The organism is Vibrio sp. HS-50-1 (assembly GCF_024747315.1).
Classification (GTDB): domain Bacteria; phylum Pseudomonadota; class Gammaproteobacteria; order Enterobacterales; family Vibrionaceae; genus Vibrio; species Vibrio diabolicus.
The window spans coordinates 379,373-403,869 of record NZ_JAMPZF010000004.1; the positions used below are offsets into that span (position 1 = coordinate 379,373).

General features: G+C 45.5%; 25 protein-coding genes. 11 read left to right on the forward strand and 14 right to left on the reverse strand.

Annotated elements, in window-relative coordinates; genetic code table 11:
* Window positions 1-106 precede the first annotated feature (106 nt).
* Together NDJ01_RS04845 and NDJ01_RS04850 are read right to left on the reverse strand one after the other, a co-directional pair.
* Complete coding sequence (locus tag NDJ01_RS04845) at window positions 107-727, reverse strand: DsbA family protein (RefSeq protein WP_258586356.1); 621 nt, start codon at window positions 725-727, stop codon at window positions 107-109.
* Window positions 721-1,587: an MBL fold metallo-hydrolase gene (locus tag NDJ01_RS04850; RefSeq protein WP_006740944.1), complete on the reverse strand. Its 867-nt coding sequence runs from the start codon at window positions 1,585-1,587 to the stop codon at window positions 721-723. Before NDJ01_RS04850 ends, NDJ01_RS04845 begins: the two co-directional genes overlap by 7 nt.
* A gap of 126 nt (window positions 1,588-1,713) precedes the next feature.
* On the opposite strand from NDJ01_RS04850, the gene NDJ01_RS04855 reads away from it, so the two are divergent.
* Entirely contained in the window at window positions 1,714-2,601 is an 888-nt protein-coding gene (locus NDJ01_RS04855; protein WP_258586357.1) for a LysR family transcriptional regulator, read from the forward strand.
* Window positions 2,602-2,696: 95 nt separating this feature from the next.
* Window positions 2,697-3,500: an HAD family hydrolase gene (locus NDJ01_RS04860; protein ID WP_225461468.1), complete on the forward strand. Its 804-nt coding sequence runs from the start codon at window positions 2,697-2,699 to the stop codon at window positions 3,498-3,500.
* 105 nt (window positions 3,501-3,605) lie between these two features.
* On the opposite strand, the gene NDJ01_RS04865 is transcribed toward NDJ01_RS04860, so the two are convergent.
* The 5 genes from NDJ01_RS04865 to NDJ01_RS04885 all read right to left on the reverse strand — a co-directional run bounded on the left by NDJ01_RS04865 (window position 3,606) and on the right by NDJ01_RS04885 (window position 8,079).
* The gene (locus tag NDJ01_RS04865) at window positions 3,606-3,995 is read right to left on the reverse strand and encodes a hypothetical protein (protein ID WP_242446587.1); all 390 of its coding nucleotides are present in this window, start codon (window positions 3,993-3,995) and stop codon (window positions 3,606-3,608) included.
* 24 nt (window positions 3,996-4,019) lie between these two features.
* On the reverse strand, window positions 4,020-5,117 hold the full coding sequence (locus NDJ01_RS04870; RefSeq protein WP_258586358.1) for a GGDEF domain-containing protein: 1,098 nt from the start codon (window positions 5,115-5,117) through the stop codon (window positions 4,020-4,022).
* 5 nt (window positions 5,118-5,122) lie between these two features.
* A complete protein-coding gene (locus NDJ01_RS04875) occupies window positions 5,123-5,578 on the reverse strand; it encodes a hypothetical protein (protein WP_005391987.1) in 456 nt (151 codons plus the stop codon).
* Between the two features lie 451 nt (window positions 5,579-6,029).
* On the reverse strand, window positions 6,030-6,869 hold the full coding sequence (gene fghA, locus NDJ01_RS04880; RefSeq protein WP_258586359.1) for an S-formylglutathione hydrolase: 840 nt from the start codon (window positions 6,867-6,869) through the stop codon (window positions 6,030-6,032).
* A gap of 61 nt (window positions 6,870-6,930) precedes the next feature.
* Window positions 6,931-8,079, reverse strand: coding sequence for an S-(hydroxymethyl)glutathione dehydrogenase/class III alcohol dehydrogenase (locus tag NDJ01_RS04885; protein ID WP_005391984.1), 1,149 nt, complete (start codon window positions 8,077-8,079; stop codon window positions 6,931-6,933).
* 293 nt (window positions 8,080-8,372) lie between these two features.
* Between NDJ01_RS04885 and NDJ01_RS04890 the strand changes: the two genes are divergently transcribed.
* Together NDJ01_RS04890 and NDJ01_RS04895 are read left to right on the forward strand one after the other, a co-directional pair.
* Entirely contained in the window at window positions 8,373-9,179 is an 807-nt protein-coding gene (locus NDJ01_RS04890) for an arylamine N-acetyltransferase (protein ID WP_258586360.1), read from the forward strand.
* An 80-nt stretch (window positions 9,180-9,259) separates the two neighbouring features.
* Window positions 9,260-10,132, forward strand: coding sequence for a LysR family transcriptional regulator (locus NDJ01_RS04895; RefSeq protein WP_005391982.1), 873 nt, complete (start codon window positions 9,260-9,262; stop codon window positions 10,130-10,132).
* Between the two features lie 99 nt (window positions 10,133-10,231).
* On the opposite strand, the gene NDJ01_RS04900 is transcribed toward NDJ01_RS04895, so the two are convergent.
* From NDJ01_RS04900 to NDJ01_RS04910, 3 genes are all read right to left on the reverse strand, one after another.
* A complete protein-coding gene (locus tag NDJ01_RS04900; RefSeq protein ID WP_258586361.1) occupies window positions 10,232-11,005 on the reverse strand; it encodes a siderophore-interacting protein in 774 nt (257 codons plus the stop codon).
* Window positions 11,006-11,216: 211 nt separating this feature from the next.
* Complete coding sequence (locus NDJ01_RS04905) at window positions 11,217-13,139, reverse strand: S9 family peptidase (protein ID WP_150334805.1); 1,923 nt, start codon at window positions 13,137-13,139, stop codon at window positions 11,217-11,219.
* A gap of 256 nt (window positions 13,140-13,395) precedes the next feature.
* Entirely contained in the window at window positions 13,396-13,980 is a 585-nt protein-coding gene (locus NDJ01_RS04910) for a LysE family translocator (RefSeq protein ID WP_145534101.1), read from the reverse strand.
* Between the two features lie 114 nt (window positions 13,981-14,094).
* Between NDJ01_RS04910 and NDJ01_RS04915 the strand changes: the two genes are divergently transcribed.
* On the forward strand, window positions 14,095-14,535 hold the full coding sequence (locus tag NDJ01_RS04915) for an Lrp/AsnC family transcriptional regulator (protein ID WP_031813570.1): 441 nt from the start codon (window positions 14,095-14,097) through the stop codon (window positions 14,533-14,535).
* Window positions 14,536-14,750: 215 nt separating this feature from the next.
* On the forward strand, window positions 14,751-15,929 hold the full coding sequence (locus tag NDJ01_RS04920) for a lytic polysaccharide monooxygenase (protein ID WP_145534104.1): 1,179 nt from the start codon (window positions 14,751-14,753) through the stop codon (window positions 15,927-15,929).
* Window positions 15,930-16,045: 116 nt separating this feature from the next.
* On the opposite strand, the gene NDJ01_RS04925 is transcribed toward NDJ01_RS04920, so the two are convergent.
* The 3 genes from NDJ01_RS04925 to NDJ01_RS04935 are packed head-to-tail and all read right to left on the reverse strand — an operon-like array spanning window position 16,046 to window position 17,676.
* Window positions 16,046-16,666 (reverse strand): HAD-IB family hydrolase, encoded by a 621-nt coding sequence (locus NDJ01_RS04925; protein WP_046875594.1) that lies wholly within the window; start codon window positions 16,664-16,666, stop codon window positions 16,046-16,048.
* Between the two features lie 38 nt (window positions 16,667-16,704).
* Window positions 16,705-17,016, reverse strand: a complete 312-nt coding sequence (locus NDJ01_RS04930) for a cupin domain-containing protein (RefSeq protein ID WP_029865421.1) — start codon at window positions 17,014-17,016, stop codon at window positions 16,705-16,707.
* 9 nt (window positions 17,017-17,025) lie between these two features.
* On the reverse strand, window positions 17,026-17,676 hold the full coding sequence (locus NDJ01_RS04935) for a Qnr family pentapeptide repeat protein (protein WP_005391967.1): 651 nt from the start codon (window positions 17,674-17,676) through the stop codon (window positions 17,026-17,028).
* A gap of 496 nt (window positions 17,677-18,172) precedes the next feature.
* Between NDJ01_RS04935 and ompW the strand changes: the two genes are divergently transcribed.
* The 3 genes from ompW to NDJ01_RS04950 all read left to right on the forward strand — a co-directional run bounded on the left by ompW (window position 18,173) and on the right by NDJ01_RS04950 (window position 21,544).
* Window positions 18,173-18,817 (forward strand): outer membrane protein OmpW, encoded by a 645-nt coding sequence (gene ompW, locus NDJ01_RS04940; protein ID WP_258586362.1) that lies wholly within the window; start codon window positions 18,173-18,175, stop codon window positions 18,815-18,817.
* Window positions 18,818-19,031: 214 nt separating this feature from the next.
* Window positions 19,032-20,057, forward strand: a complete 1,026-nt coding sequence (locus NDJ01_RS04945; RefSeq protein ID WP_258586363.1) for an HlyD family secretion protein — start codon at window positions 19,032-19,034, stop codon at window positions 20,055-20,057.
* Window positions 20,054-21,544, forward strand: coding sequence for an MDR family MFS transporter (locus NDJ01_RS04950; protein WP_258586364.1), 1,491 nt, complete (start codon window positions 20,054-20,056; stop codon window positions 21,542-21,544). The genes NDJ01_RS04945 and NDJ01_RS04950 overlap by 4 nt, the downstream gene beginning before the upstream one ends.
* 96 nt (window positions 21,545-21,640) lie before the next feature.
* Here NDJ01_RS04950 and NDJ01_RS04955 read toward each other — a convergent pair whose 3' ends face one another.
* Window positions 21,641-21,886 carry a Rho-binding antiterminator gene (locus tag NDJ01_RS04955; RefSeq protein WP_005460845.1) on the reverse strand — a complete coding sequence of 82 codons (246 nt, stop codon included), beginning with the start codon at window positions 21,884-21,886 and terminating at the stop codon, window positions 21,641-21,643.
* Window positions 21,887-22,066: 180 nt separating this feature from the next.
* Here NDJ01_RS04955 and NDJ01_RS04960 point away from each other — a divergent pair, with 180 nt between their 5' ends.
* Window positions 22,067-23,203, forward strand: a complete 1,137-nt coding sequence (locus NDJ01_RS04960; RefSeq protein WP_258586365.1) for an MBL fold metallo-hydrolase — start codon at window positions 22,067-22,069, stop codon at window positions 23,201-23,203.
* Window positions 23,204-23,659: 456 nt separating this feature from the next.
* Window positions 23,660-24,427 carry a transcriptional regulator gene (locus NDJ01_RS04965; protein ID WP_258586366.1) on the forward strand — a complete coding sequence of 256 codons (768 nt, stop codon included), beginning with the start codon at window positions 23,660-23,662 and terminating at the stop codon, window positions 24,425-24,427.
* Window positions 24,428-24,497: the final 70 nt, after the last annotated feature.

Genomic DNA, 24,497 nt, shown 5'->3' on the forward strand with positions numbered 1-24,497 from the left:
GCGCGAGTAAAAAATCAAGCGAGGATTGTACCTGTTTGAGTCAGGATTGCCATGTCGGTGTTGGCACTCGCTCTTGGATTAAGGACAAGAGCGAGTGGGGAAGAGTTTATTGCAGTTTTCGTAATGCAAGCTTCCACTGTGCCGGTTTGTCGTAGTAGGTCGAGTGCGGCAAGGTCAAGTACTCGCCATTTACTTCTGCAATCAGGGTTGGATAACCACCAACGTGTAACTGTCGCATCAACTGTCGGCTGGAGTGAATTCTCTCATCTAGTTCGGCTTCGCTTAACGTCATGTTTTGCTCCCACGCATCACTTGCTAAACCTAGCGATTCTGCAATGGCTTTGAGCGTCGATGCTTCATTCACTTTTAACCCGAGCTGATAATGCGCAGATTGGATGGCCTTTAGCATGTGCCATGGATTCAGCCCCATTTTCTCCGCACTCAAGATCGCTTGTGTGGGTAGATAAGAATCAAGAACAAACGCATCTTCGCTTTTCACGCGTTGCAGATATGCTTCACCAAACGTTGCTCCGGTTTCGGTTGCGATACGAGCGTCACTGTTGATGATGTGCTGACGAAATTCAGATTCAATCGCGCGTTTCTCAATCATACCGCCGGGATGAAGCTCTACCTTAAATTGAGAGGTGTCCATCAAGGCTTCGATGAGTGGTGATGCCCCGTAGCACCAACCACACATGGGATCGAAGAAGTAATGCAAGGTCACCATGACATTTCACCAGTATGCACTTTCGCACCGATTTCTAGCGCGATTGGCAATTGAGCTTCTGGGTATTTCGCAGACATGGTGTCAATGAGTTGAGCGCTGTTATTGCTGTGTTTTTTCGCTTGCTGAAAATCCTGCAAGTATTGTTGCGAGTAGCGAATGGTGTCTGCGTTCAGCTTTGTGCCTGCTTTCATGTGACCAGGAATGACCACTTGAGGTTTAAGCGCAAGCATCTCGCTAAGTTGCTGCTCCCAAGCATTGATGGCGGTTTGGTCAGCGGCATCTGCCATCCACAAATGTACGTTTGAGTACACGGCTACGTTACCTAGAATCGCTTTGTTATCTGGAATCCATAGGTAAGGGCGGTGTGCTGATGTGCCATGGTTACCACGGATTTCAATCTTATGACCTTCTAGCTCTAATGATGCTTTATCGTACGCGACAGGGATCACTGGTTTTACCGGTGCGTTTGCGCCAAGCTTTGGCCCCCAGTACGCCAGCTTTCCAGCCAATTTCTCTTTAATAATTTTTTGAACCGCAGGCGTTGTGATGATCTGCGCATCAGGGAACTGTTGGTGTAAGGCCTCTGCGCCAAAGTAGTAATCTGGGTCCGCTTGGCTGATAAAAATGGTTTTAAGTGTTTTGCCTGAGTCCAGCACTTTAGCGGCAATGCGCATCGCGTCAGCTTTGGTGAAGCCAGTGTCGATAACCATGGCGTCAGTCTCACCGTATACCAAGGTTGAGTTTACGTGGAAGCTGTTACCGTCGGCGTTGTAAACCTCAAGAGTAAGGGGAGAGTGGTTTGCCGCTAGAACAGGGCTTGCCATTAAAATGGATGCAGCAATCAAAGTGAATTTTTTCATAATAAGCTCCTAAAGAATTTGGGGCCAAGCGACCATGGCTTGGGAACGGGAGCTATATTAGGAAATTGATACGCTCGGAAAAATACACAATAATGTGCATCACTATTTCTTATTTCGAGCAAATGTATGGACAGAGTAACGGCAGCAAAAGTATTTGTGGATGTGGTGTATTCTGGCAGTTTTACCGCTACCGCCGAGCGGTTAAACATGTCTCGGCCAATGGTGACTCGTTATGTAGAGGCGATGGAGAACTGGCTACAAACTCGTTTGTTGCACCGCACTACGCGCAAGGTGTCACTCACCACCGCAGGGGAGCGCAGCTTGCCTCAGATTGAGCGCTGGTTAAAACAGGCCGATACGTTGACGTCGAACATTGCCGTTGATGGTGAGCTGTCCGGAAAAATCCGTCTCGCGTCTAGCACTTCATTTGGGTTCTCACAGTTGATCCCAGCAGTAAACAGCTTTATGCAAAAGCACCCCAAAGTGCATATCGACATTGATCTGCAAGATTCAGTGAGTGACCTAACCGAGCAACGCATCGATCTGGCAATCCGAATTGCGTCAGATCCCGATCCTTCTTTGATTGGTAAGCCGATTGCGGTGTGTGAATCGGTGTTGGTGGCATCACCGCAATACTTGCAAACTCATCGCGCGATCGCGCATCCGCGAGATTTATCTTCACACGACTGTTTGGGTTACAAAAACTTTGAGCGTCACGTGTGGCATTTGTCTCAGGGCTACCAGTTCGAATCGGTGGGAATTGAGTGTCGCCTAACCAGCAATGAGGCCACGGCGTTATTGCATGGTGCTTTGCAAGGCATGGGTATTTCGATGCTGCCAACCTATTTGAGCAATATCTATCTGCAATCGGGTCAGCTTGAGTCGGTGTTGCCGGATTGGAAGCCAAATGATCTCAACATTTACGCGCTATATTCATCGCGTAAACACTTGTCTCCGGCGGTGAGAGCCTTCATCGATCACAGTGAAGATTACTTTAAACAGCACCATTGGTAATCGCGAAAGGCCTCGTCATCCCGACTTGAGATTCATACAAGATCCTGTACCTTACATGGATATATTTTTCGCAGCGTCATTTAGAGTTTTAGTTAATGTCACAAGTTCGCATCAAATTTATTGCTTCCGATATGGATGGCACTTTGCTTGACCAATATGGTCGTTTGGATCCAGAGTTTTTCGACCTGTTTTTGCAATTGGAAGAGCAAGGTATTTTGTTCTCCGCTGCGTCTGGTCGTCAGTATTACAGCCTGCGAGACACGTTCGCGCCAATCAAAGATCGAGTGTTGTATGTGGCCGAAAACGGCACCTTGGTGATGTACCAAGACAAAGAGCTCTACAGTTGCACCATTCCTAAAGCGGAAGTGGCGGAGATTGTGAAAGCGGCTCGTGAAATTGACGGGGCGAACATCGTATTGTGTGGCAAGCGCTCGGCGTACATCGAAACGCATGATCAGCAATCACTGGAAGAGTTTCAAAAGTATTACCACCGCTGTGAATACGTGCCGGATTTACTTGAGGTCGAAGACGAGTTTATTAAGGTAGCAATTTGTCACTTTGACGGTTCGGAAGAGCTCTTGTTCCCGACCATGAACGCGAAGTTTGGCGCAACGCATAAAGTTGTGGTGAGCGCAAAAATTTGGCTGGATGTGATGAATGCCGAGGCGTCTAAAGGCGCGGCCATTAAGCATCTTCAAGAGACGATGAATTTTACTCCGGCAGAAACCATGACGTTTGGTGATTACCTCAATGACCTCGAAATGCTGCAAGTCAGTGAGCATTCGTACGCGGTTGCCAATGCGCATGAAGAGATTAAGAAAATCGCTCGTTATTCTGCGCCAAGCAACCAAGAGGCTGGGGTACTCAAAGTGATTAAAGAGAAAGTGTTAGCGAAGTAACGCCCCCCTTTCGATGTTCTTTTCTTGTTAACGTAAAAAGCCCGGCAGTGCATGCGGGGCTTTGTTTTTTTGTGTGGTGGGAGGGGGTAGTAATGTTCCCGTTTTTTAGCGCACGTAGTTGGCAGTTGCGCTGACCAAAAAGTGCTGCAACTTTCCATCCGATTTTGGTACCCACAAGTCGTTGTGGTATTGGTAGATATGGCCATTGACGGTCACAGACAAGGTGTTATCACCCGTTTGTTCCATGCGAATAAACTGATCCGAAGTGACCAAAAACGGCTCTTGCTCTTCAATGCTCTGGCCAGTTGCCAATACGAAGTAGCCGAATCGGTTGCCAGCATCCGGATCGGTTGAGTAGATTCGATGCCCAACGAGGCTGTAGTCGTCGTTGAGTGCCTGCTCAAGCGTTTTTTGCCCGATGGTTTCGTGCGATGGAATAAATACCCAAGCCAACACACCTGCCGCAATGACTGCCAGTAGAAGCAGTATTTGCATGAACTTTCTCATCATAAATACCTTTTAACGTTGAAATTTCATTTTGTACATGCGCTTATCCGCTATGCTGATAAGAAAGTCAACATTGTTACTGTCTTTTGGGTATTGCGCTAAGCCCATGCTGGTTGATAGTGTTGCGACGTTGTCGGAGTTTAGTATTGGCGCATCAAATACCGCATTGATATGCTCACGAACGCCTTCTTCATCAACATGCTCCCCTTCGAGGATGACGGCGAACTCATCGCCTCCCATGCGATAGACGGTAAAATCATTCAACGCCATAGATTTAAGCCGTCTAGCAATTTCACGCAGTACGGTGTCTCCCACTTGATGACCGTGTGTATCGTTGATGCTTTTAAAACCATTTAAATCTAAAATCCACAGAGAAAAAGGCCTTTTCTCTTGAGTGAGCTCATTCAGGTTGATAAATAGTGCATTGCGATTTCCAAGATGAGTCAGTGGGTCGCTGAGCGCCAGTTTTCTATGGAAATGGGATTCACGATAAAAGAAATAAGTCAGAGACAGGATCGACAAAACGAATGTAGCAAACAGCATATACTGCGCTTGCATTAACCGTTGCGTTTCTCCTTTCTGTGCCTCATAGACTTTGCTGCTTAGGCGAAAGTTCTGATTAACGAAATCGACCAAGCTTAAGTACAGTGTTTGAGTGGATCGATAAAATTGAGCCGCAGCTTGGCTATCGCCAGTTCTTGCTTCAACTAATTGCGCTTCCAGCCCCTGAAATTCCTCAAAAAGATCAATGAAATACTGATGCATATTATTTCGAGAGAAAAAAGTGTAGGCTTCATTACTACTAATTAATAAATCGAATCTACTCCAGGCCAATTCATATTGCAGCTCTGCACCTTCGATATTTAATACATTTTCATCGACTCGTCTCGCTTCTCCGACAAGCTCCGAAAGCTCTTTAGAGAGTTGGAATAAAAACCAGGTTGCTTGTTTTTGCTCATTATTAAAGTTTTGTGACAGTGCGCGTGTCTGTTGCAGAAGCAATACATTTGCGAGAAGCAAAGAAGTGGCAAACACCACAAGCAACATTTTACTGGTTGTAGAGTATTGTGGTGCTCTCTGCTTTTGATAGGTGGGTTCTGATAACTTCATTCTTATTATTTTGCTTTCATCTCATTTACTTGCCAGACCATTTGCGCGTGATATTTATTGTAGTTGAGCTCAGGATAGAGACTAAGAGAGTATATTACCCAAAATGGCCCCTTATTCCTGACTTTTATATAGTGTTGATCTTGTTGGTAAGCCAGTATTGGTTGGTATCTAAGAATGTCTTGTCGAGACAGTGTCGAGTGATAGTCATTCAAGCTACTGACATCAACTTGTTCTGGCACTTTGCCATAGACGTGGGTGAGGAGCGTGCTAAGTTTGACCCCAAGAAATTCAGAAGAAGCAGGGATCCAAGGCAGCGTGGTTGTGTAGCTGGTGGTTGGTAAAGATTGAATCTCTTCCAGTTTTAATGTGACACTAGGTTGTTGGCTACTGCTAAATACGATCGTACTTGCAGATAAGAATGGCGCAACAAAAAACAGACCTAGCGCGACTATCTTTTTCATCATATGCCCTTTGAGTTTTATTCTTTTTGCTGAGCTAGGACAAAGGTGCTAGCGGTACTTTATTTGTAATTGTAATAATAGAGCCAACCGGATGAGATTTTATAATATGTTATGTTTGAAAAGTAACTGTCGGTTTACTGTACGTCAAGGTTATTAAGTGACTTCTTAATTAAAAGGTCAGAAATATGCGTTATTATTTCTCTCTATAACGAATTCGTGTCAGTTCGCAGATTTTTAATGGAAATTAATCCTATTTTCAACCGATGAATTGTATTGTGAATGAGAATTAGAAGGGTTAATGATTGAGGTATAAGCGAATCCGATTTCATCCTTACATTGTTCTCTATCTTTATTCCAATGTTATTTAAGATTGGTATGTTAATACGCACCAAAAATAAAGCCACCTAGGTAGGTGACTTTATTTTTTAATTCATCAAGTTACTTCTATGAATTAGGCAAACAAATACTTCGCATGGAAGTTGAGATGATCGTCAATAAAGCTTGAGATGAAATAATAGCTATGGTCGTAACCAGATTGCATTCTTAAGTTCAGGTTTGAATCATGCACTTTTGCTGCAGCAACCAGCGCTTCTGGCCTAAGTTGCTCGTTAAGGAAGCCATCAGCATCACCTTGATCAACCAAAATAGGAAGTGGTGATGGTTTTTGCTTGAGAAGCTCACTTGCATCGTATTGCTTCCAGCTCTCAATATCTTTGCCTAAGTAAGCAGTAAAGGCTTTTTGTCCCCAAGGGCATTGGACTGGGTTACAGATAGGGCTAAACGCCGATATTGAGCGATATTGTTCTGTGTTTTTCAGACCAATGGTTAATGCTCCGTGACCTCCCATGCTGTGCCCAGAAATGGATTTTACTTCTGAGACAGGGAAATTGCTTTCAATGATCTCTGGTAACTCTTTAGTCACGTAATCGTACATGAAGTAATGCAGTGACCAAGGTGCTTGAGTCGCATTAAGGTAAAAGCCAGCTCCTTTACCCAGGTCATAGTTTTCATCGTCAGCGATACCTTCGCCTCTTGGACTCGTGTCCGGAGCAATGATCGCAATGCCAAGCTCTGCCGCCATACGAAATGCGCCGGCTTTCTGCATAAAGTTTTCATCGGTGCAGGTTAAACCAGATAGCCAGTACAAAGCGGGTACGGGGTTCGATTTAGTGGCATTCGGTGGTAAGAAAATCGCAAAGCGCATCGTGCAGTTTAGGGCTTTGGATTCGTGTGTATATTGTTTGTGCCAACCGCCAAACACTTTGGTTTGGCTTACATTTTCAATGGTCATGAATAAACTCTCTAACAACAGAATGAATTCAGGCTCCCCAAAAGGAGAGCCTGAGGCAGCATTATTGATCCATATGAATAACAGTACGGATGCTCTTACCTTCGTGCATCAGATCAAACGCTTTGTTTACGTCAGCCAATCCCATTGTATGAGTAATGAACTCTTGCAAGCCAAACTCACCAGCCATGTAACGGTTTACGATTTCTGGAAGCTCAGAGCGGCCTTTAACACCACCGAAAGCCGAGCCACGCCATACACGACCAGTTACGAGCTGGAATGGACGAGTTGAGATCTCCTGACCTGCACCCGCAACACCGATGATCACCGACTCACCCCAACCTTTGTGACAACACTCAAGTGCCTGACGCATCACGTTTACGTTACCGATACATTCGAATGAGTAGTCAACACCACCGTCAGTCATTTCAACAATCACTTCTTGGATAGGCTTGTCGAATTTCTGTGGGTTAATCACATCGGTTGCGCCTAGCTGTTTTGCAAGATCGAATTTGCTTTCGTTGATATCGATACCGATGATGCGGCTTGCACCCACCATGCGTGCACCGATGATCGCTGAAAGACCGATGCCGCCCAGACCAAAGATCGCAACCGTGTCGCCTTTTTCAACTTTTGCCGTATTCATAACTGCGCCCATACCGGTTGTTACGCCACAACCTAACAGACACACTTCTTCAAGTGGTGCATCTTTGTTTACTTTCGCTAGCGAGATTTCAGGGAGTACCGTGTACTCAGAGAAAGTAGAACAACCCATGTAGTGGAAGATGGTTTCACCGTTGATAGAAAAACGACTTGTACCATCGGGCATCAGACCTTTACCTTGTGTTTCACGCACGGCCTGACAAAGGTTGGTTTTGCCCGATTTACAGAACTTACACTCGCCACATTCTGCGGTGTAAAGAGGAATCACGTGGTCGCCAACCTCAACGCTGGTAACGCCTTCGCCCACCATTTCAACAATACCGCCACCTTCGTGACCAAGAATAGAAGGGAAGATGCCTTCTGGATCGTCGCCTGACAGAGTGAACGCATCAGTATGACAAACACCTGTTGCGACGATGCGCACTAGCACTTCACCCGCTTTAGGAAGCTGTACATCCACTTCTTCCATTTTCAGTGGTTCGCCAGCGGCCCATGCAACCATTGCCTTGGATTTGATGTGAGTTTGACCAGGTTTGATTTCAACAGTCATTGGATTTTCCTTTATATTCTCAGTATATGGAGTGACGTAATAAGCGTAGTTAAGGTTTGCTTACTGCGCTGCGTCGTTTTGCTGGTATCCATTCTAGGTGTTTCAATAAAAATGATAATCCGTCCATTTTGAAAATGATTTTTACATATACGTAATAATGGTAAGGTAAGCAGATTATAAGAGTGTGATGCCTCCTCAACGCGGAAGGGAAAGCGGAAAAGGCAGTTGACCTGAAGTTAGGTAGAGGGGCTAGAGTAGAACGCAATCAACCCATCAGCGAAGTAAGAGTGATTATGAACAAGACGGATCTGAATGCCTATTTAACCAAGCTCGGTTTGCCAAGAGAGCTACCTGCCGATTTAGAAACATTACATAAAATACACGTGGCGCAGCACCGCAGCCTACCGTTTGAGAACTTTGATATTGCGTTGCAGCGCGGCATCTCTGTTGAGATTGAAGACATCATTCAAAAAACGGTGTATCACTCTCGCGGTGGTTACTGCTTTGAATTGAATGGCTTAATGCTTGAGGTACTCAATACTCTCGGATTTGAAGCACGCAGTTTACTAGGACGTGTGCATGTGTCGGGCACACCAACGGGCCGTAGTCATCAAATCACGTTGGTGACGCTGGATGAACAAGCATGGATTGTCGATGTGGGCTTTGGCTCCAATACGCCGCGCGCGCCATTGCCGTTTATCCTCAACCAAGTGATTCAGACGGATTTACAAACCTTCCGCTTTGTCGAAGATGCTCAGTTTGGTTACTTCCTTCAAGTGTTGTCAACGGATGGGACGGACACATGGAACAACCTTTATAGCTTCGATTTAGAGTTTGTGTTTGCCGGTGATATCGCGTGTGGCAACTTTTTTACTTCCACTTCTCCTCACTCGCGTTTTACCAGCGCAAGAGTCGCGGCGAAAGCAACAGAAAGTGGGTTGGTGACATTGCTTAACTACACACTCAAATACACTAGCCAAGGTGAGCAGACAGAATTGGAGTTAGAGCCGGGCCAAGCCTATCTGGATGCATTGAAAGAATACTTCGGCATTGAGCTTGATGCGCAGTACGGCGATCTTCGTCCGTTGCCTGACGCGTAAAGTTCTCCCGTTTTCAAAGCGTAGCGCGACGAGAATATTTTCATCACTATTTGTCTAAAAGAGGTCGACAGGAATACAGCATGGCGAATTGGGAAGGGGTCAGCGAATTTGTTGCTGTGGCGGAAACCAACAGTTTTACCGGAGCAGCAGCTAAGCTGAAAACATCGGTGGCACAAATCAGTCGTCGGGTATCGGCACTTGAAGAACGACTTGCGGTGAAATTGCTGCATCGCACGACGCGAAAAGTCTCCCTGTCTGAAGCCGGACAACTCTATTACCAGCAGTGTAAACATTTGGTGGAAGGGTTAGAACTGGCCGAGCTTGCCGTAACGCAAATGCAGACCGAACCGCGCGGTTTACTGCGCGTGACGGCTCCTGTGACGTATGGGGAAATGAACCTCGCGCCGCTTTTGCATCAGTTTTTGGAAAAGTACCCGCGTGTGGATCTCGATTTAGTGCTGACCAACCAAAAGCTGGATTTGATTGAGCAAGGTGTGGACGTGGCGATTCGTCTTGGCCGCTTGCAAGATTCCAGCATGATTGCTAAACGTCTTTCGTCGCGCCAAAACTATGTGTGTGCCAGTCCGATGTATTTGGAGCGTTTTGGTGAGCCACATACGTTGTCGGAATTGGGACGGCATCAGTGCTTGGTTGGCTCTGTCGACTATTGGCACTTTAAAGAAAATAAACGCGATAAGTCTTTGCGCGTGTCGGGACGGATTAAATGCAACAGCGGTTTTGCTTTGGTGGACGCAGCGAAACGCGGTCTGGGTTTAGTGCAGCTGCCGGATTATTACGTTCAAGAAGCGTTAGACAGTGGTGAGTTGGTCGAGGTGCTGACCGATTACCGTGATGATCGCGAAGGCATTTGGGCGCTGTATCCGCAAAGTCGCAATTTGTCGCCAAAAGTGCGGTTATTGATCGACTTTTTGGCGCAAGAGCTTGTTGATTAGCGGTTTAAAGTGCCTCATTACAAGGTATGTTGCTAAAACGCCCGGTAATGCCGGGCGTTTTTATTGGGATGAGAGCTGGAATCGAAAAGACATGAACCACTATTGATTGGATTCCGCGTCTTCACGTTTAATCACTTTGTGCCCGTCTTCCGACACGCCTTGTTTCCAATAGCTGCTGATGTAGATATTTTCGCGTTCGACTTCTTTCTCATTGCGGAAATATTGGCGCAGCGCGCGCATTGAATCGAACTCACAGGCACACCATACTGCGGCGTCCCCATCTAGCCATTTTTGTTCGCGTACCGCTTCTGCTAGGGTTTGACCTTCTGTAAGCCAAATTAGCTCTATACCAACTGGCGCGTGCAGAGGCTGGATGTCGGCCGCAGACATCACACTGATCACGGCGTAGCCTTTTGCATCTTCTGGTAGCGTACGAATTTTCGCTGAAAGAGCAGGAAGTGCTGTCATATCGGCGGCCATAAAGAACCAGTCAGCCTCGGTATTCAAATTAGAGATACTGCCTGGACCTACGATATTAATCGTATCGCCTTTTTGTGCGGCCATCGCCCAACGCGCGGCAAAGCCACACTGTAAATCTTGTGTGGTGTGGCGGACAAAATCGACTTCGATGGTGTGTGTTTCCGGATGGAAACGACGAATAGTATAGGTTCGCATTAATGGTCGGTCATCGTCGCTTAGCATGCTCAAATCGGTACCGCCCATCTCATTGAACAATAGCTTGATGTAGCTACCTTCGCAGTCGTGTGGGAACTGGCTTAGCGCTTCACCTTGCAAAGTAATACGCTGCATATTTGGGGTAATTGTCTCTGTATCTGTGACAACAATCGTTTTAGGTTGAGGCTTCTTCTTCATCTTTGACTCTACTCGATAATTATTCTCTTTCTCATTTAAGATTATCAAGATCTCTCATAAGAGGGTAGTGTCTTTATATAAATTTACACTGTGAATTGAGCTAGATTATTGGAGTATTGCAGTGGTACTGGGGACTGGGGCGAGCAAAATACGTAGAAAAAATAAGAAAGGGCACGCCAACATGCCCTTTCGAACTTAACGATGTAGAGGCTTACTGAGTCTGCTCAAGTAAATGTGTTTTTAGGAATCTATCCATCGCTTGGTAACCATCAAGACGGTTCTCCAAAGAGCGGAATCCGTGCCCCTCATTTTCCTTCACGATGTATTCGACCTCGACGCCTCGTTCGCGCAGTGCATCAACGATTTGGTCTGACTCGCTCTTCACCACGCGTGGATCTTGTGCTCCCTGTAGAACCAATAAGGGTGCCTTAATTTGGTCGACATGGAACACTGGTGAGTAGGCTTTCATCATTTTCGCATCTTCAGGATCATTCGGATTGCCTACTTGCTCGTGTAACATTGCAAGGAATGGTGCCCAATAAGGTGGAATGGAGTCCATAAAGGTAAATAAGTTAGATACGCCAACGTAGTCGATTCCGCACTTATATAAATCAGGAGTGAATGTCACCCCCGCCAGAGTTGCGTAGCCGCCATAAGAGGCACCATAAATACATACGTTGCCATCTTGTGCGTAACCTTGTTCGGTAGCCCATTTGACACCGTCGGTAATGTCATCCTGCATGGATTGTCCCCATTGCTTGAACGACTTCTCCCAAAACTCGCGACCATAACCAGTTGAGCCCCTGAAGTTCATTTGCAGCACCGCGATACCGCGGTTAGCGAATAATTGTACCTCAGGCTGAAATCCCCAGTGATCACGAGCCCATGGACCACCGTGTGGGAGCACAAGCAAAGGCAGATCTTTGGCTTCTCGACCCTTCGGCAGCGTTAGGTACCCATGAATGGTTTCTCCATCGCGAGCGGTGTATTGGATAGGCGTCATCTTCGCCATATGTTCTGGCTTATGCCATGGAGCGTTTTCTGCCAATTTCTCCAATTTGTCTGCTTTACGATCGTAGAAGTAGTAATTTGGTCGATCGACATCGCTGTAGGTGACGACAATCATTTTACTTTCATCTCGCGTCGCACTAGTTACAGAAATTTCTACATTTGGCAGTTTCTCTGAGAGGCGCTCGAAGGTTTGTTGGTAAGAATCATCTAAGAAGTGATAGTGGTTTTTATCTGTCACGTAAGAGACTGAAACCAGCTTATTAAGCGCTTCAGAGTAGTGAGCGCTATTCACGTCAACTTCCGGGTGAGAGAAGATTTCTCGTATTTCTTTATTGGCTTTTACATCGTATTCAACGATGGCTGATTTATCACGCGTAATTCGTGATGCCACATATAAGTTTTTGTTGTCCGGCGTGAATGAAATGGGGCTAAAGCTCTCTTTGAAAGTGAGATTCTTTAGCGGCTTAAATTCATCTTCAACCGTATCGCGATATAAAACGGAGGTATTAACACCATCTGATGTGGTGATGACACGAATGTTGCCATCGTGATCGGTACCCCATGAGCGCACATTGCCCGGGTTTTGCGCGACGAGAGTATTTTCGCCTGTTTTTAGATTATGTCGATAGACATCAAAAACTTGCGGGTTACGCTCGTTACTCGAAATCAAAATGTCATCGGGTTGATTGTCTAGTGTGTCGATAACGTATGCCACAACACCGGATGTCGGTGTGATGGTTTTCTCTTCGCCTGTTTTGACATTAACCGTCACGAGATAAAAGTTCTCATCTCCTCCCGTATCACGAGAGTAAATTACGGTGTCTTCGCCAACCCAGTAGTAGTATGCAATGTCGCGCCCTGTTACGGATGTGACGCGTTTTATCTGATCGGGGTTATCTGTGGGATAAACAAAGACGTTCTTACGGTCTTGCCATGGCTTCATCATTGAGATGTAGTCACCAGCAGGAGAGATTTGATAGCTAGAAACTTCGCTGTTTTTAAAGAAATAATCCACTGGATACTCGGGTGGAATGACTTCAGCATTGGTTGTGGTGGATGTTTGACTGCAACCCGCCAATAATAATCCAAAAGTGGCAGCAAGAATAAGCTTGCGAGTGTGCATTGTGTAACGCTCCTTGTGTAAAAGACCTTAAGCTCATGAGCTTTTGGCTAGGGTGATAGATTCATCGCAGTTACTGCGAGCAAGCAACGAACATTAAAAATAGCTGTGACTTATGATTAGTGTGTCTTTAATAAATAGCGCATTGCTTCGCTACTATGACCCTGGCATTGTCCAAAAGTGGCGTTAGATTGTGATTATTGATTCAGTATCTACCTGAACTTTGTATTAGATCACGGTTTTACGGCTATTTTGTCTTCTATATCATTGGGATAGTCGACAGCAGTAAAAGCGCTGCCATCCCATAGTTAAACCCTTTTACACGCCTAGATGTGGTCAACCAGCGTTGAAGTTGTATGCCTGCTGCGGTCCAAAATGTTACCGATGGCAAGTTGGCTAAACAGAAGATACCGGCGATAAAAGTCAGTTCAAGCCAAGAACCGCCACTGGTGTATACCGTAATGGCCGTCAACGCCATCGACCAACCTTTTGGGTTCACCCACTGGAATGCCACCGCCCCTAAAAAAGACATCGGGCGAAAATCGTGTTTTGCTTCGGTTTTGCCGCTCGTGGCGATTTTGTACGTCAAGTACAGCAAATAACTCAAGCTCAATACTTTCAAAATGGAGTGAGTAATCGGGTAAGCGTTGAAGAGACTCATCAAACCAATGCCTACTAAAATCAGCATGGCACCAAAACCGAAGGTAATGCCCAACATGTGTGGAATGGTGCGTTTAAATCCAACATTTGCCCCTGAGGTCATCAACATAATGTTATTGGGACCCGGCGTAAAAGTGGAGACAAAAGCGAACAACGCCAAAGCGCCCAGTTGATGATATTCCATAGATTTTTCCTTGAATCAGTTCTCGATAAGTTGAGAACAACTATAAGTAGAACTGAGGTCAATATTGTGCTTTTATTTGATGATTAGAAACTAAATAAGCAATGAAACATCATCATGGATAGATTTGACGAAAGAATATTGCAAGTGCTCAAGCGAGACGGAAGAATCTCCAATGTAGAGCTGTCGGAACGCGTTGGTTTATCTCCGTCTGCAACCTTACGTCGAGTGCAAGATTTAGAGCGTAAAGGCGTGATAAAAGGCTACCGAGCGGTGCTGGATAATCAGCAACTTGGTGTGGGTTTTGTCGCTTACGTGTCTATTGGTTTGGCCTCGCACTCTAAGCAAGCACAGCTTGGTTTTGAAGAACACGTGCGCTTTGTAGATGAAGTGGTGGAATGTCACAATATTACGGGAGCCAATGAATATTTAATACGCGTAGAAACGCAAAATTTGGCCGCATATAAAGCGTTCCATGCCGATGTACTGGGTGAGTGTGAGCACGTTAAGTCGATCACAACCATGGTGGTAATGGACACACCGAAAGACGAACGTTAGTCGGTCAAGAGTGGCATGGTTTTGTGGCACATGAATTTGAAGTGACTCGAAAGAGTCAGTCGAGTATGAGATAAGTACACAACAAATGCTGGAAAGCAGATGGCACTCTTACAATTTCCACCTTTATTCTCACCTTCGAAATAATCTCATCCTGCTAGTTTTGCTTAAACCGCTTGTGTTCATGAGCGGCGAGTCAGCAAATTTAAGGATGAACGATGAAATCACATGTAACACTTCCTCTTTTGAGCTTAAGCGCTGTTGCCGCATTGAGCTCATTTAACGTCAATGCCCACGGCTGGGTAGAATTTCCAAGCGCTCGTCAAAATACGTGTTATTTAGACGGTGGCTTTTGGACTAATGAGATCCCCAACCAAGCGTGTAAAGCGGCTTTTGAAGAATCTGGTGCTTACCCGTTTGTGCAGCGCAGTGAAATTGCAGCAAACGTACCAAATTACCGAGATATGGAGCATGTTAAAGCCGTAGTCCGAGATGGCGAACTGTGTTCTGCTGGAGACGCGGCTAAAAAAGGTTTGAACATTCCTTCTCCAAACTGGCAGCGCACCAATGTTACGCCAGATGCAAATAACCAGATTGAATTGGTGTTTTACGGCAAGGCGCCGCACAACCCATCGTACTGGGAATTCTATCTTACCAAGCCGACTTATGATGATTCAAAACCGCTTACTTGGAGTGATTTAGAACTGATCGACACCGCAGGTGATGTGTATGTTGATGCGGAAAAACGCTACCGTATTCAGGTGACTTTCCCTGCTGATCGTTCCGGCGACGCGGTGCTTTATACTCGTTGGCAGCGCATTGATGTCGCTGGTGAAGGTTTCTACAACTGTAGTGACATTACGTTAAACGGAACGGGCACGACGCCACCGACTGACCCTGTTGATCCAACCGAACCGGGCAACAATCTGACATCTCTGGGCTACTTTGTTCAGCAAGGTTTTGGACCAGTAGAAGCGGGTGACACCATCCGTTTTCGTACGTTTAATGCGACAGGCAATGAAATTGTTGATATTTCACTACCAATCAGCACAAACAATACGGCTACTTGGGCGGCAGAAATTGCGGATCAATTTAACGCGCAGCAAACGGGCGATTGGTATGTGGGCATTTGGCATCAAGAGATGAACCACTACATGTTTGATAGTAAGAACGTGAATGCGAACCAAGTATTAGCGCCAAGCGCAGACTTCAGTTATGCGTTGTCACTGATCAAAGCGGATGTACCGCCACCAGTTGAACCAACCAACTTGTGGGACAAGACGGCTGTTTACGACCAAGGTGATGTGGTGACGCACAACGGTAAAGAATGGACCGCTCAGTGGTGGACGTCTGGTGAGGAACCAGGCACAACGGGTCAATGGGGGGTATGGCGTTAAGCCATTTATTCGGGCCCTGATCAATAAAACCCTTCTCATGTGAGAAGGGTTTGTTTTTTCAGTCTAAAACGACCACTTTGGTGGAGTGGTTGTCTTGAAAATCAGAGCACATATCGTTATTCGCTTGCTCTCCACTCGATCCAGTTGAGCATCGCGTAGTCTGCCAGTTTGAGCATCGGAATGTCTTCGTGTGTATCACCGTAGGCATAAATAGACTCAAACTCGTCGAGCGAAAACGCCGCCTTAACGCGCGAGACTTTTCTTTCTAAACTGCAATCACCTTGCTGGTAAAAGCCACTCAGTTTTGGCTGTTCTGAGATCAGTTCACTGCACAGCAAGCGGTAACCGTTCGCTTCACACCAAGGCTTGAGATACGCATTGAGTGATGCCGACACCACCACAATGGTATCGCCTCTGTGTTGATGCCACGCCAACCTTTCCATCGCTTCTGGCCGTAAGTACAGCGGGATCACTTCATGGGCAAACTGAGCGCCAATCGCTTCAATTTGCTGCTTTTCTTTCCCTGAAAATGCAATAAAACTGCTGAGCGGACGCATAAGACGAGCGGGTAACACTCCGAGTTTGTACAGCGCATAAAATGGCATGATAGCGACCTTTCCTACTCGCTTGCGCAGGCCATAAGCAGAATAGTGGAGGAAAAGGCTAAACATATCCTCTCGGGTAATGGTGCCATCAAAATCAAACAGTGCCAGTGACGGCTTGGTAGTATCGAGCAAATTCAGCGCCTATTTTTCGATTTAAGATCGTTTTGTGTTTATTGATAAAACACTGCCAACCAAATGGTTTCTTGCGTTGGGTCAGTCCAGCTCACTTTGTGTTTGGTATGAGCTGGAATCGTAACGTGATCGCCTGCCTCAAGTCGTTTCACTACACCTGATTCAAAAGTCAGCTCTCCAGTTCCTTTAAGAACCAATACCCATTCATGTTCTTCTTGATCGTACCAGCCACTTTTGGGCGAGGTTTGCCCTGTTGAGACAATGCGTTCTATACGCAGGTTTTTGTGGGTCAGCAGGTCTTCGAACACTTCCTCGTCGAGGTTATTCGGTAAGTCTTTAAACAGGTTCATGGCCTTTCCTTAGATAATGATCAGTCCAAAAGGCGCAAGCAATTGCTCTTGTTGCCAATCACAAATTTTAACACCAAACAGAGAAACGCGGCGAACATCCAGCCCGTCTAGTTCGACATGAGTCAGATCACATTGCTCAACGTTAAAGGTTCCCCATTGTTCTGGCGAGAATTCGCAGCGAGATAAATCCGAGCCTTTAAGAGTTGCCCCCGCGAGGTTCGCTCCGTTCCAACGGTTTTCAAAGAGGTCACATTTTTCTAGTAACACTCGCTCGAAGTTACAGTAGGTGAGGTTGCAGCCAGTAATAAAAGCAGAACAGAAAAACATGGTGTTACTGACGCGATTAGCAAAGTTCGCACCTTGGAAGTTTGCCCCTTTGAGATCGCACTTACGCAGCTCCAAGCCCATACAATTTGCGCCGTTAAACAGGCTCATCGCCAACATACAGTTCGTGAAGCTGGCATCTTTTAAGTTCGCGAAGCGAAAACTACACCCTTCTAGCGCTTTGGATTCGATAAAGCGACAGTCGATGAACTTAGCATCGCGCAGATCGGCATGGTCGAAACTGCACATATAAAAGTGGCAGTTTTTAAAGGTGGCATTCTGAAAATCGTGGTGAGAAAAGTTTTCTCGTTCAAAAATGAGATCGGTTTTTAACATGTCTTCTCCTTAGCTGCGAGCAGACTAGCACTTCAAGTGACTGATTTTCCAGAAAAATAACTTCTTGTATTTCAGTGTTTTACAAACCCCTCAAATCGCGATTTTAAGGGGTCAAACGAGCGTTTTAAGTGGGTTGTTTTTTGAAAATAGAAGACGTAGAGGAAGAAAAAAGTTTTTGCTGGCTACGAGCCCTAGCGAGAGGATTCGTGTTTTTGAGTAGGCATGGCTTCTCACACGCACAGTTTGCATTACAGAATTGTATCCGATTTGCATAATTTGTTGATCGGTATGGCGTTTCTCTATACAAAAAACCTATATTTTTCACAAATTGATTTCCATCAAAATAGTAGGGTTTCTATGTGCTAGATTGCGCGCAGCTCAAAAAAATATAGATGCCCGTGTGCTTCAAGGCGCTGAGTTTACTTGAAATCTAAGGCCAGTCAGCAGGCACACCTTTGGGTACGACATAACGAAGCCCTATAAAAGGAAATAAAAAATGAAAAAAGCAATCTGCAGTCTAGCAGTGGTTGCTGCACTCGTGTCACCAAGTGTTTTCGCTCATAAACAAGGTGACTTCGTTCTTCGTGTTGGTGCGGCGTCTGTCGTTCCAAATGACAGCAGCGATAAGATTCTTGGTTCTCAAGAAGAATTGAAAGTGGATTCAAATACGCAGCTTGGTTTGACGTTTGGCTACATGTTCACAGATAACATCAGCCTAGAGCTTCTAGCAGCAACACCATTCAGCCACGATATCTCAACAGATTTGTTAGGTCTTGGTGATATCGCGGACACCAAACATCTTCCACCAACGCTTATGGTTCAGTACTACTTTGGCGAGCCACAAAGTAAATTCCGTCCATATGTTGGTGCAGGTCTCAACTACACCATGTTCTTTGATGAGGGTTTCAATAGCACGGGTAAAGGCGCTGGTCTTTCAGATCTTAAGTTGGATGACTCATTCGGTCTAGCAGCGAATATTGGTGTGGACTACATGATCAACGATCAATGGTTCCTCAACGCTGCTGCGTGGTACGCAAACATTGAAACAGAAGCAACTTACAAAGCAGGTGGAGCGAAGCAAAAAACCGACGTCAAAATTAACCCTTGGGTATTTATGATCAGCGGCGGTTACAAGTTCTAAGAAAAACCAGTAGTTACACGCACATTACTATTATTGGCATGACTTTGGGGGCGGTTACGGGGACTGCCCCTCTTTTTTATCCTCGTTTTGATTGCACATCATTTACTCCACTTAGCAACATGCAAAATTGGATCTTTACCTTGCAGATCATTTTATTGTCGGAAGATCGAAAAGTCCTACACTGATCACATAATTGAACAAGTGGACAATATAAATGAGCGGCGACATCGCGAAGCATTCTTCCTCCAGATCTAAGCTGGTAAAAACTCTTTTCTTTACTCTCTGTGTTATCGCATTTGGTGCGATGTATTGGTCTTGGCAGTATTCAGACAGTCATCCAAGCACGGAAGATGCCTACGTTAGGGCAAAAATTTTGTCGGTAGCGCCTCAAGTAAAAGGCCAAGTGGTTTCTGTAGATGTCAAAGACTTCCAATCTGTTAACAAAGGTGACCTACTGCTGAAGATAGATTCACGCCCATATCTGTTGGCAGTGAAGCAAGCAAAAGCGGCATACCAATTTGCGGTCCAGCAACATGACGTTGCCGATAAGCAGGTAACTGAAGCTGTGGCGGGCTTAGATGCGGCGCGCTCTAACCTGACAGAAGCGCAAGTGGAGTACAAACGTACGGATTCTCTAGTGAAACGCAAACTGGCGTCGGACCAAGATTTAGATACGGCGAAAAACAAACTAGCCAATGCCCAAGCGAGCCTAGAGCAAGCGCGTGCGACGGTAGAAAAAGCCATTGCGAACCGTGGTGAAGAAGGCGCAGAGGCTGCGGTTGTTCAACAAGCGGCCGCACAGTTAGCGCAAGCGGAGCTGAACTTGAGCTACACCGACATTACGTCACCAGTGGATGGCATTGCCGGTGAAATCAATACGCACGTAGGCTCGGTCGTTAGCGTGGGTCAAACGCTGTTCCCTGTGATTTTAAAAGACAGCTATTGGGTACGCGCGAACTTTAAAGAAACCGATCTTACTCATATTAAACCTGGCATGCATGCGGATGTGGTGATTGATATGTACCCAGACGTGGTGTGGAAAGCAACGGTAGAACAGCTGTCGCCAGCGAGTGGTACATCGTTCTCCTTGATGCCACCAGAAAACGCAACGGGTAACTGGGTTAAAATTAAACAGCGTTTCCCTGTACGTTTGGCATTAGAAGTACCGGCCGATGCGCCGCAACTTCGCGTGGGTGCGAGCTCAGAAGTCACCATTGATTTGCAAAGTAGCGTGCAATGAGCCATCAAATTACGGCAGACAAACGGGGGATTGCCACCGTCGCCGTGATGCTTTCTGCCATCATGGTGTTAATCGATATGACCGTTGCGAACGTGTCGCTATCGCACATGATGGGCGCGTTGGGCGCAACGGCAGACCAAATTACGTGGGTGCTGACGGGTTACAGCATGGCGGAAGCGATCTTCATTCCGATGACCAGTTTCTGGGTGTCGCGCTTTGGTGAACGCAAAGTCATGCTGGTTGCTGTGATCGGTTTTGTGATTGCCAGTGCGCTTTGTGGGCAAGCACAGTCTCTTGAAGAGATGGTGCTATTTCGCATTATCCAAGGCGCTTTCGGCGCGTCGGTGATTCCATTGGCGCAGTCGACGTTAGTACAGATTTATCCGTATGAGCAAAAAGGCAAAGCGATGGCGATTTTCTCCATCGGTATTTTGCTTGGTCCTATTTTGGGCCCAGTCGTGGGTGGCGTGATCACCGACAATATCAATTGGCGCTGGATTTTTTACATTAACTTGCCATTCGGTTTGATCTGTACCTCTTTGATTTATCGCTATATCCACATCGACAACAAATCCAAACCTAACTTTGACTGGTGGATCATCGGTTACATGGCGTTAGGTGTGGGCGCGTTGCAGTTTGTGTTGGATAAAGGGAATGAAGACGACTGGCTCGACTCACGCATGATTCAGACGGCGATATTGCTCGCAGTAATGGGATTGGTGATGTGGATCTATCGCAGCTGGAAAACCAAAAGTCCAATAGCGCCATTGTGGCTACTGAAAGACCGAAACCTTATGGTCTCGTCATTGATGATTGCCGTGGTGTCGATGGCGATGTTTGGTCTGACGACTCAACAACCGATGCTGTTGGAAAGCTTGCTGGATTATCCGGTCTCAACCACTGGCTTATTAATGGCACCGCGTGGGTTGGCGTCAGCGGCGATGTTGATTTTGGTGATTACGCTCAATCCGCAATTCGATCCCAGAATCAAAATAGTCTTTGGCTTGAGCTGCATCGGGATTGGTAGTTATTTGATGACGCAATACTCACTGCAGATCGATACATTTTGGATTGTGATGCCGAGTATGATTCAGGGGATGGGGCTTGGCTTAACCTTCTCGACGTTGTCCACCTTGGCGTATTTAACGATTCCGAAAGAGCAATCTGTTGCGGCTGCGAGTATTTACAATCTGTTCCGTACCATTGGTAGTTCGTTTGGTATCTCTATCGCCACCACGTTCCAATATCGAGATAGTCAGCAGCAATGGCATGCGCTGGGAGAGGGTATTAATCCTTATAACCCCAACTTGCATGACTGGGCGGCCAATCAGGGGCTTTCCATTACCGACCCGGTTGCGTTAGACCAATACCAACAAATGTTGCAGCAGCAATCGCAAATGGTCGCGTTTGTGCACACCTTCCAGCTTGTGGGAGTGATGTTCGTGATCATGATGCCGATGCTGGTTTTCATCCGGTCGCGTGAATAACAACAAGTTCAGGTGAACCGTGTAAGAGAACGCCTCTCAAGTTGTGTCAGCTTGAGAGGCGTTTTTTATTGGACGGTATCAGTGAAAGAAGGACGTTTACTCAAACGTCACTTCATCAAAATGCGGATTGGCTTTGAGCGCGCGCATTGCGACTAATTGTTCAGTCGGGAAGGCGGTGTGCTCACCATCCATATCTAAAAACAAGCACTCTTGTCGCTGCATGTCGTAGCCTGTGTCGAACGCGTTGCCCTGATGAGTTTCACCATTTTTTAGTGTGATCTCGATAGGGAGCTTAAACATACAGGCGATTTCAATAAAATCGTATTGGCTGCAAGTCACCATAGTTTTCTCCTTTCAAACCGACGCAGTATTCAGAAGGTTTGAGAACCGTTTCCTTAAATAGAAGACGTTTGATTGAAACTGAATCTTCATCTTACACCTCATTTTGGTCACGAAATAGACATACACGCACGTTTTAATAAACCTACTGTTAAGCGTTCGCAAGCGAGACAAAACTACGATATGTCTGAGACGATACTTAAGCGCACATACCTAACGAGTGAACAAAAGACACAAAAGCCAAGTTCACTGATTCCGCCTCAAACCTACCATGCGCAGTTGGCGCACCGTGTTCACCACTCGCCTCAATTTGAAAACGGCCGCGTTAAAAACGAGATGCCAAACGTCCCTAGTCCGCAATCATTCTGGCAGGTGTGTTGGAGTTATCTTGGTGGTAGAACGCCGTTGAGTCCTAACGAACATCTGCCACATTCCCCAATTCAACCCACGCAGTTTGCGCAGCGAAGTGAATCGATGCGCCTTACTTGGCTGGGCCACTCTAGTATGCTGGTGGAGGTCGATGGCATTCGAATTCTGACCGATCCGGTATTTGATTACGCTTCTCCGTTCATCGCAAAAGCGTGGTTTGAACGCAATATTCCCAATACCCATGCCAGAGATTGTTTGCCGATTCCTGAAATTATCGTGATTTCGCACGATCATTACGACCATTTAGAAGCATCGACCATACGTTTCTACGCCGATAAACCCGTGACGTTTTATGTACCCTTAGGGGTTGGCAAGCATCTGATAAAGTGGGGCGTTTGCGCAGACAACATCGTGGAATTCGATTGGTGGGATAGCGTGCACTATGCCGGAATCGAACTGATTTGTACGCCCGCTAACCATAATTCGGGTCGTACTTATTTCGATAAAAACTCGACCTTGTGGGTTTCTTGGGTCATCAAAGGCAAAGAAGAGACGCTCTATTTTAGTGGTGATTCAGCTTACGATTCGCACTTTTCCAAGATCGCACAGCGATGTGGGCCAATCGACATTGCCTGTTTGGAAGTGGCTGCCGATGTGAAAGGCCAAGGTTATCCGGTCGAAAACTGGGGGCACATGCAGGCTCATCATACCGTGCAAGCGTTTCGCGATTTAAATGCGAAAAAACTGTTGCCAGTACATTGGGCTACATACGAACTGTTTACTCACCGCTGGGACGAACCGATTTTAGATTTGCTTACCCATTGTCAAAAAGAACATATAACGCTGCTGACGCCAATGCCGGGGGAGAGTTTTTACGTTCATCAAGAACATATAAATAAACAATGGTGGCGAGAAAAAGAAATATGTGAGCCAGATATAATTTTGACTTAATAACATGATCTTACTTCAATAATTATTTTATAAATTAACCTTGTTATTTTCAGAATATAACAAGGTTTTTACTGGTCATTGAAATTCAAAATTTCCATAGGTTCACTTTCCAATTGTGATCTCACGCTTTTATAAATCGATTGGTGTCATTTTTTGATACTTTTCATCTGAAAATTTGCGTTCTTATCAGAAAAGTTTTAGTAAAAATCTTTGCCATCTTAATTTTACTCTTCAAAACAATTATACTGACTATTATCTTGATAAGCCCATAGAGCAATGGCCATAACTTGTTCGGGGTGGGTAAAATGCATCCAGTTAAAGAAAAGTAAAAGAATTTAATGGATAAGATATGTTTTACGCCAACAAGATAGAATATTGAGACCAAAATCACAAGAGTAGGACTCTCTTGAATTTATCATCATGGATGCTGAATAAATAAAATACAGGCATTGTTAGATGAATAATTCTGCAACGTATTTACTTGCTGCTTTACGAGAAAAAATAAAAGAAAAAGGCATTGGATATTCCGAGCTTTCTATTGGACTTGGAATCCCGCTTTCCACTATAAAAAGGCAGCTTCACAATACGTCTCTTGGTTTAGATAAAATCTTGTTGTACGCCACGCACCTTGATACGGATTTGGTTGAGTTATCCATGCGAGGTAAGCAGCTGCAGCAAGAGAGTGAACAGTTTATCACCGACACCAACAGTGAGATTTTTCATCAATATCCTCACTTATTTGATTTTCTTTATCTTTTGCGTCGACCTGAGTGGTCTTTAGAAGAGATCGCTCGGAGATACCAGCTGAGTGATACTTCCGTTGCGCTCTATTTACGTGCACTAGAAATGATGGATTACATTGAACTGAAAGGGGATAAACACTATCAATTTAAAGATACAGGCCGCTTTATTTTTGAAGAAGGTTCAAATTTAGACACGCTATTTGCACAGCGCTTTCGTGAAGAAGTGTTTAGCCACGATATTCGACCTCCAATTTGTGTTGGACGCATTGCGATTACCGAAGAACAAGAAGAAAAACTGGCAAATGAAGTGTACAACAAATTAATTGAGTTTGATGTTCAAAATAAAACCAGTGAAAACAGTCAACGCCTAAAAAACGTTTTACTCACTTTTACACCTGGTAATCAGATATTTTTGGCTGACACAATTCCGAATATTAATGGCGATTTATTAAAAGTCATCACTGTCGCTAAAGAAAAATAAAAGAATAATTATCGGAAGCTTGTGCTTATTTAGTGCGAGCCGGGCTTCTGCACACTAAAAACACTCATTT

Coding starts and splice junctions, on each gene's coding strand:
- NDJ01_RS04845 (WP_258586356.1), bottom strand. CDS start 727: ATGGTGACCTTGCATTACTTCTTCGATCCCATGTGTGGTTGGTGCTAC.
- NDJ01_RS04850 (WP_006740944.1), bottom strand. CDS start 1,587: ATGAAAAAATTCACTTTGATTGCTGCATCCATTTTAATGGCAAGCCCT.
- NDJ01_RS04855 (WP_258586357.1), top strand. CDS start 1,714: ATGGACAGAGTAACGGCAGCAAAAGTATTTGTGGATGTGGTGTATTCT.
- NDJ01_RS04860 (WP_225461468.1), top strand. CDS start 2,697: ATGTCACAAGTTCGCATCAAATTTATTGCTTCCGATATGGATGGCACT.
- NDJ01_RS04865 (WP_242446587.1), bottom strand. CDS start 3,995: ATGCAAATACTGCTTCTACTGGCAGTCATTGCGGCAGGTGTGTTGGCT.
- NDJ01_RS04870 (WP_258586358.1), bottom strand. CDS start 5,117: ATGAAGTTATCAGAACCCACCTATCAAAAGCAGAGAGCACCACAATAC.
- NDJ01_RS04875 (WP_005391987.1), bottom strand. CDS start 5,578: ATGAAAAAGATAGTCGCGCTAGGTCTGTTTTTTGTTGCGCCATTCTTA.
- fghA (WP_258586359.1), bottom strand. CDS start 6,869: ATGACCATTGAAAATGTAAGCCAAACCAAAGTGTTTGGCGGTTGGCAC.
- NDJ01_RS04885 (WP_005391984.1), bottom strand. CDS start 8,079: ATGACTGTTGAAATCAAACCTGGTCAAACTCACATCAAATCCAAGGCA.
- NDJ01_RS04890 (WP_258586360.1), top strand. CDS start 8,373: ATGAACAAGACGGATCTGAATGCCTATTTAACCAAGCTCGGTTTGCCA.
- NDJ01_RS04895 (WP_005391982.1), top strand. CDS start 9,260: ATGGCGAATTGGGAAGGGGTCAGCGAATTTGTTGCTGTGGCGGAAACC.
- NDJ01_RS04900 (WP_258586361.1), bottom strand. CDS start 11,005: ATGAAGAAGAAGCCTCAACCTAAAACGATTGTTGTCACAGATACAGAG.
- NDJ01_RS04905 (WP_150334805.1), bottom strand. CDS start 13,139: ATGCACACTCGCAAGCTTATTCTTGCTGCCACTTTTGGATTATTATTG.
- NDJ01_RS04910 (WP_145534101.1), bottom strand. CDS start 13,980: ATGGAATATCATCAACTGGGCGCTTTGGCGTTGTTCGCTTTTGTCTCC.
- NDJ01_RS04915 (WP_031813570.1), top strand. CDS start 14,095: ATGGATAGATTTGACGAAAGAATATTGCAAGTGCTCAAGCGAGACGGA.
- NDJ01_RS04920 (WP_145534104.1), top strand. CDS start 14,751: ATGAAATCACATGTAACACTTCCTCTTTTGAGCTTAAGCGCTGTTGCC.
- NDJ01_RS04930 (WP_029865421.1), bottom strand. CDS start 17,016: ATGAACCTGTTTAAAGACTTACCGAATAACCTCGACGAGGAAGTGTTC.
- NDJ01_RS04935 (WP_005391967.1), bottom strand. CDS start 17,676: ATGTTAAAAACCGATCTCATTTTTGAACGAGAAAACTTTTCTCACCAC.
- ompW (WP_258586362.1), top strand. CDS start 18,173: ATGAAAAAAGCAATCTGCAGTCTAGCAGTGGTTGCTGCACTCGTGTCA.
- NDJ01_RS04945 (WP_258586363.1), top strand. CDS start 19,032: ATGAGCGGCGACATCGCGAAGCATTCTTCCTCCAGATCTAAGCTGGTA.
- NDJ01_RS04950 (WP_258586364.1), top strand. CDS start 20,054: ATGAGCCATCAAATTACGGCAGACAAACGGGGGATTGCCACCGTCGCC.
- NDJ01_RS04955 (WP_005460845.1), bottom strand. CDS start 21,886: ATGGTGACTTGCAGCCAATACGATTTTATTGAAATCGCCTGTATGTTT.
- NDJ01_RS04960 (WP_258586365.1), top strand. CDS start 22,067: ATGTCTGAGACGATACTTAAGCGCACATACCTAACGAGTGAACAAAAG.
- NDJ01_RS04965 (WP_258586366.1), top strand. CDS start 23,660: ATGAATAATTCTGCAACGTATTTACTTGCTGCTTTACGAGAAAAAATA.